General features: G+C 68.8%; 4 protein-coding genes. All 4 read left to right on the top strand.

Annotated elements, in window-relative coordinates:
* A partial coding sequence (locus tag CKY51_RS19655; protein ID WP_244952559.1) for an efflux RND transporter periplasmic adaptor subunit occupies nucleotides 1-1,155 on the top strand: 1,155 nt, incomplete at its 5' end.
* Nucleotides 1,152-4,304 carry an efflux RND transporter permease subunit gene (locus CKY51_RS19650; protein ID WP_022972016.1) on the top strand — a complete coding sequence of 1,051 codons (3,153 nt, stop codon included), beginning with the start codon at nucleotides 1,152-1,154 and terminating at the stop codon, nucleotides 4,302-4,304. The genes CKY51_RS19655 and CKY51_RS19650, both read left to right, overlap by 4 nt.
* The gene (locus tag CKY51_RS19645) at nucleotides 4,301-4,984 is read left to right on the top strand and encodes a heavy metal response regulator transcription factor (RefSeq protein ID WP_022972015.1); all 684 of its coding nucleotides are present in this window, start codon (nucleotides 4,301-4,303) and stop codon (nucleotides 4,982-4,984) included. The genes CKY51_RS19650 and CKY51_RS19645 overlap by 4 nt, the downstream gene beginning before the upstream one ends.
* Nucleotides 4,981-6,414, top strand: coding sequence for a heavy metal sensor histidine kinase (locus CKY51_RS19640; protein ID WP_022972014.1), 1,434 nt, complete (start codon nucleotides 4,981-4,983; stop codon nucleotides 6,412-6,414). The genes CKY51_RS19645 and CKY51_RS19640 overlap by 4 nt, the downstream gene beginning before the upstream one ends.
* Nucleotides 6,415-6,456 lie beyond the last annotated feature (42 nt).

Genomic DNA, 6,456 nt, shown 5'->3' with positions numbered 1-6,456 from the left:
CCAGCAACGCGGCGGCGCTGGCCGTTCGTCGCCGCCGCGTTGCTGGTCGCCCTGCTGCTGGTACTTTGGCTGCGTCCCCGCCATGCACCGGCCGCGGCCACGCCGCCAGTGCCGGTGACCAGTGCACCGGTGTTGCGCAAGGATGTGCCGATCCGCCAAACCGGGATCGGCACGGTGCTGCCGATCGCCTCGGTGACCGTGCACTCGCGCATCGACGGGCAGTTGATCGACGTGGGCTTCAGCGAAGGCCAGGACGTCAAGGCCGGGCAGGTGCTGGCGCGGCTGGATCCGCGTACTTACCAGGCGCAACTGGCCGCGGCTACCGCACAACTGGCCAGGGACAAGGCGCAGTTGGGCAATGCGCAGGCCGACCTGCAGCGCTACACGCAACTGCTGCAGGACAACGCCACCACCCGCCAAACCCTGGACACGCAAAAAGCGCTGGTCACGCAACTGCGCGCCACCCTGCAGAGCGATACGGCGGCGATCGACAACGCGCGGGTGCAACTGGACTTCACCACCATTCGCGCACCGATCGACGGCCGCGCAGGCGCACGCCTGGTCGATCCGGGCAACATCGTCCACGCCAGCGATGCCACCGGCTTGGTGGTGCTGAACCAGATCGACCCGATCGCGCTGCAGTTCACCCTGCCGGAAAGCGCGTTCCAGCAGATCAATCGCGCGCTGCAGGCCACGCCGTCCAGCGTGGGCGTGGACGCGGTCGACCACGGCAGCGGACAGGTGCTGGCGCACGGCACGCTGGCCCTGCTCAACAACCAGATCGACACCAGCACCGGCACCATCGCGATGAAGGCGCACTTCGCCAATCCCACGCATACGCTGTGGCCCGGGCAGAGCGTGGATGCGCGCATCACCCTGGGCATGCGTAGCGGTGCGCTGGTGGTGCCGAGCGCGGCCGTGCAACGCAGCCAGGACGGTGAGTTCGTGTACGTGATCGGCACCGACGGCAGCGTGCGCGACCAGCCGGTGCAGGTGCTGGACGAGGCCGATGGCGAGACGGTGATCGGCCAGGGCCTGCAAGCCGGCCAGCGAGTGGTCGTCGATGGGCAGTACCGGCTGCATCCGGGGGCGAAGGTAGTGGACGCCAAGTCCACCAAGCACGCCGCGCCGGCCACCGCGGGAGCGCACGCGTGAGCATCTCGGCCGCTTTCATCAAACGCCCGATCGGCACCACGCTGCTGGCAATGGCGCTGCTGTTGCTGGGCCTGGTGGCCTGGCCGTTGCTGCCGGTGGCGCCGCTGCCGCAGGTCGACTTCCCCACCATCCAGGTCTCGGCCAACCTGCCCGGCGCCAGCCCGCAGACCATGGCCTCGAACGTGGCACAGCCGCTGGAGCGGCAGCTGTCGCTGATCCCTGGCCTGACCCAGATGACCTCGGCCAGCGCGCTGGGATCGACCCAGGTGACGCTGCAGTTCGACCTGGACCGGAACATCGACGCCGCCGCGCTCGACGTGCAGACCGCGATCAACGCCGCGTCCGGGCAATTGCCGAGCGCGCTGCCGAGCGCGCCGAGCTTCCGCAAGATCAACCCGGCCGAATCGCCGGCGCTGATCCTGGCAGTGCAATCGCAGGTGCTGCCTTTGACCCAGGTCGACGACTACGCCGACAACGTGCTGGCGCAGCAGATCTCGCGCATCTCCGGCGTCGGCCTCGTGAACCTGTTCGGTGCGCAGAAGCCGGCGGTGCGCGTGCAGGTGGATCCTGCCAAGCTGGCGGCGCTGGGGCTGAGCCTGGAGGACATCCGCTCGGTGATCGCCACCACCACGGTGAACGCGGCCACCGGTTCGATCGACGGCGCGCGCCAGGCCTTCACCGTCTCCACCAACGACCAGGTGCTGCAGAGCCAGGCCTGGAACGACGCCGTGCTGGCCTGGCGCAACGGCGCGCCGATCCGCGTGCGCGACGTCGGCACCGCGGTGGACGCGCCGGAGAACGCCAAGATCGCCGCCTGGGGCTACGCCGGCGCCGCGGCACCGGCCGACAGCGGCATCGTCGATGGCCGCGCGATCATGATCGCCATCACCAAGGAGCCCGGCGCCAACGTCATCGACACGGTGGAACAGGTCAAGGCCGCGCTGCCCAAGCTGATGGCGTCGATCCCGCCCAGCGTCAGCGTCAAGATCCTCGCCGACCGCACGCAGAACATCCGCGCCTCGGTCAAGGACGTGGAGTTCACCCTGGTGCTGTCCATCGTGCTGGTGGTGGCGGTGATCTTCGTGTTCCTGCGCAGCGCGGTGGTCACCCTGATCCCGAGCCTGACCGTGCCGCTGGCGATCCTCGGCACCGCCGCGCTGATGTACGTGCTCGGCTACAGCCTGGACAACCTGTCGCTGATGGGCCTGACCATCGCGGTCGGCTTCGTGGTGGACGATGCCATCGTGATGCTGGAGAACATCTACCGGCACATCGAGGACGGCATGGCGCCGTTGCAGGCGGCGCTGCAGGGCGCGGCGGAGATCGGTTTCACCCTGGTCTCGATCTCGGTGTCGCTGGTGGCGGTGTTCATCCCGCTGCTGCTGATGGGCGGCATCGTCGGCCGGCTGTTCCGCGAGTTCGCGGTGACGGTGAGCCTGACCATCGTGGTGTCGCTGCTGGTATCGCTGACCCTGACCCCGATGCTGTGCGCGCGCCTGCTCAAGCCGCACGCCGAGCAGGCACAGGGGCGCCTGGCACGTGCGTTCGAGCGCGGCTTCGATGCAATGCTGGCGGCCTACCGGCGCGGGCTGGAGACGGTGCTGCGGCACCCGCGGCTGACCCTGGCCAGCTTCCTGCTGACCGTGGCCACCAGCGTGGCGCTGTTCGTGGTGATGCCCAAGGGCTTCTTCCCGCAGCAGGACACCGGCTTCATCTCCGGCACCGCGGATTCGGCGCAGGATTCGTCCTCGGCGGCGATGCGCACGCGCATGCTGCAGCTGGCCGACATCATCCGCCGCGATCCGGACGTACTGTCCTTCGGCATGCAGACCGGCGCCAGCACCTTCAATTCCGGCACCTTCTCGATCGCGCTCAAGCCCAAGGACGAAGGCCGCACCGCCAGCGCCGACCAGGTGATCGCGCGGCTGCGCAAGCGTCTGGCGCACGTGCAGGGCGTCACCCTGTTCATGCAGGCCGGGCAGGACATCAACGTCGGCGGCCGCATGGCCCGCACCCAGTACCAGTACACCCTTACCGACGCCAATCTCGACGAGCTCAATACCTGGGCGCCGAAGTTGCTGAAGGCCTTCCGGGCGCTGCCGCAGTTGACCGACGTCGCCTCCGACCAGCAGAACGCCGCGCCGATCGCCAGCCTGACCATCGACCGCCAGCGTGCCGCCAGCTTCGGCATCACCCCGCAGCAGATCGACGCCACCATCAACGATGCCATCGGCCAGCGCCAGGTCGCACAGTACTTCACCCAGCTCAATAGCTACCACGTGGTGCTGGAAGTGACGCCCGCGCTGCAGGGCGATCCGTCATTGTTCCAGCGGCTGTACCTGACCTCGCCGCTGACCGGCAAGCAGGTGCCGCTGTCCACCTTCGCCACGCTCGACACCAGCAAGACCGGCTACCTGTCGGTCAGCCACCAGGGCCAGTTCCCGGCGGTGACGCTCTCCTTCAACCTGGCGCCGGGCGCGGCGCTGGGCGATGCGGTGGACGCGATCCAAAAGACGCAGGCGCAACTGCGGGTGCCGGCCACGCTAAGCGGCAGCTTCCAGGGCACGGCGCAGGCGTTCAGCGACTCGCTGCGCACCCAGCCGTACCTGATCCTGGCGGCGCTGGTCGCGGTCTACATCGTGCTCGGCCTGCTCTACGAGAGCTATATCCACCCGCTGACCATCCTTTCCACCCTGCCCTCGGCCGGCGTCGGCGCGCTGCTGATCCTGATGGCCGGCGGCTACGACTTGAGCGTGATCGCGATGATCGGCATCATCCTGTTGATCGGCATCGTCAAGAAAAACGGGATCATGATGGTGGACTTCGCGCTGCATGCCGAACGCGAGCGCGGGCTGTCCTCGCGCGATGCGATCTTCGAGGCCTGCCTGATGCGCTTCCGGCCGATCATGATGACCACCCTGTGTGCGCTGCTCGGCGGCCTGCCGCTGATGCTCAGTCACGGCGCCGGTTCGGAACTGCGCCGGCCGCTGGGCTATGCGATGGTCGGCGGGTTGCTGCTGTCGCAACTGCTGACACTGTTCAGTACACCGATCGTGTACCTGTACCTGGACCGCCTGCATGGCTGGTATCTGCAGCGGCGCCAGGCGCGGGCCTCACGCACGGCCGCCACAGAGGCGCTGCAGTCGTGAAAGTGTTGATCGTCGAGGACGAACGCAAGACCGCCGACTACCTGCAGCAGGGGCTGAGCGAACAGGGCTGCACGGTCGAGGTGGCCTACGACGGCATCGACGGCCAACACCTCGCCCTGCACTACGATTTCGACGTGATCGTGCTCGACGCGATGCTGCCGGGCCTGGACGGCTTCACCATCCTGCGCTCGCTGCGTTCGGTGAAGACCACCCCGGTGATCATGCTCACCGCGCGCGACAGCGTGGAGGATCGGGTCAAGGGGCTGCACGAGGGTGCCGACGACTACCTGATCAAGCCGTTTTCCTTCATCGAACTGCTGGCGCGGCTGCAGGTGCTGGCACGCCGCGGCCGCGCCCAGGAAAGCACACTGTTGCGGGTGGGCGACCTGCAGATCGACATGATCAGCCGCAAGGCCATGCGCGGCCGGCAGCGGCTGGACCTGACCGCCAAGGAATTTGCGCTGCTGGCGACGCTGGCCCGACACCAGGGCGAGATCCTGTCCAAGACCGCGATCGCCGAGATGGTCTGGGACATGAACTTCGACAGCAACACCAACGTGGTGGAAGTGGCGATCAAGCGCCTGCGCGCCAAGATCGACGTGCCGTTCGACGCCCCGCTGCTGCACACCGTGCGCGGCATGGGCTACGTGCTGGAAGAACGCGAGGACGCGGCCGGGTGAGCGCGCCGGCGCGGCCCTCGATCGCGCTGCGCCTGGCCGGCCTGTTCGCGGCCACCGCGCTGCTCGGCTTCACACTAATCGGGCTGGTGCTGCATCAGGTGCTGGAGCACGAACTGCGACGGCACCAACGCGAGGAACTGCGCTCGCACATGGACGCGGTGCGGTACATGCTGGTCAACAGCCGCTCGCCGGATCTGGCGGCGCATGCGCGCACCCGCCTGGCCAGCCTCTCCAGCGCGCCGGACCTGCGCTTCTGGCTGTGGAGCGCCGATCCGGCGCTCCGCTACGGGCGCGGCGCCGAGGCGATGGCGCAGGCCACCCGCGGGCGCAGCAGCCTGGTACGCGTGCGCGACCCGCTGGCCCTGGGCATCGCCGATGCGCATCCGCAAGATTGGCAGGCCATCGGCCAGGCGCTGCCGGCCACGCCGGTACGCCCGCCGGTGCAACTGATCGCGGCGATGGACAGCGCGCCGTTCGCGCTCACCCGGCGCCGTTTCGACATCGCCCTGGCGTTGGTCACCCTGGCCGGCACCACACTGGTCGGTGCGCTGGGGTACTGGACCGCCAAGCTGGGCCTGCGCCCGGTGCAACAGCTGTCGGCCGACGCCCAGCGCATCGGGCCGCACGACCGGCGGCGCCTGGACCTGCCACGGCTGCCGCGCGAACTGGAGGACCTGGGCGCCTCGTTGAACGCGGCGTTCGACCGGCTCGACGCCGCCTACGCGCAGCAGGAAAGCTTCAATGCCGACGTCGCCCACGAATTGCGCACGCCGCTGGCCAGCCTGATCGGCCAGACCCAGGTGACGCTGACCCGCCACCGCGATGCCGAGCAGTTGCGCCAGGTGCTGCAGTCGAACCTGGAAGAATTGGAGCGGTTGCGTGCGATAGTCGCCGACATGCTGTTCCTGGCCCGCGCCGAACAGGGCCAGCGCGCGCGCCAGTGCGAGGACGCGTCGCTGGCCGAGGAAGTCGGCAAGACCGTCGAGTTCTTCGAGGTGCTGCTGGACGAGGCCAACTTGCGCGTGGAGGTGCGCGGCGATGTCGTGGCGCAGTTCGAGAAGTCGCTACTGCGGCGCGCGCTGTCCAACCTGCTGCATAACGCCATCCAGCATTCGGCCGGTACCGCGCCGATCGTGGTGGAAATCGTGCAGCGCGACGGCGAGGCGCTGATCGCCTTCTCCAATCCCAGCGTCGCGTTGGCGCCAGAGCACCTGGAGCGCTTGTTCGACCGCTTCTACCGTGGCGACGCCGCGCGCGCCAACAGTCGCGAAAGCCACGGCCTGGGGCTGGCGATCGTCAAGGCGGTGGCGAGCATGCACGGCGGGCGCGTGTTCGCGCAGCACCGCGACGGCATCACCACGATCGGTTTTTCGGTCGCGCTGGACGGCGCCGCCGCCGGCCCGCTGGCGCCCGCCGCCCTGCGCTGGTAGCGGCGATGCCGCGCGCAGGCAGCCTGGTCTTCGTCTGGCCTG

It is taken from the genome of Xanthomonas maliensis (assembly GCF_009192945.1).
GTDB lineage: Bacteria > Pseudomonadota > Gammaproteobacteria > Xanthomonadales > Xanthomonadaceae > Xanthomonas > Xanthomonas maliensis.
The sequence above is the reverse complement of the archived record's forward strand: the minus strand, read 5'-3'. Positions and strand labels throughout refer to the sequence as shown.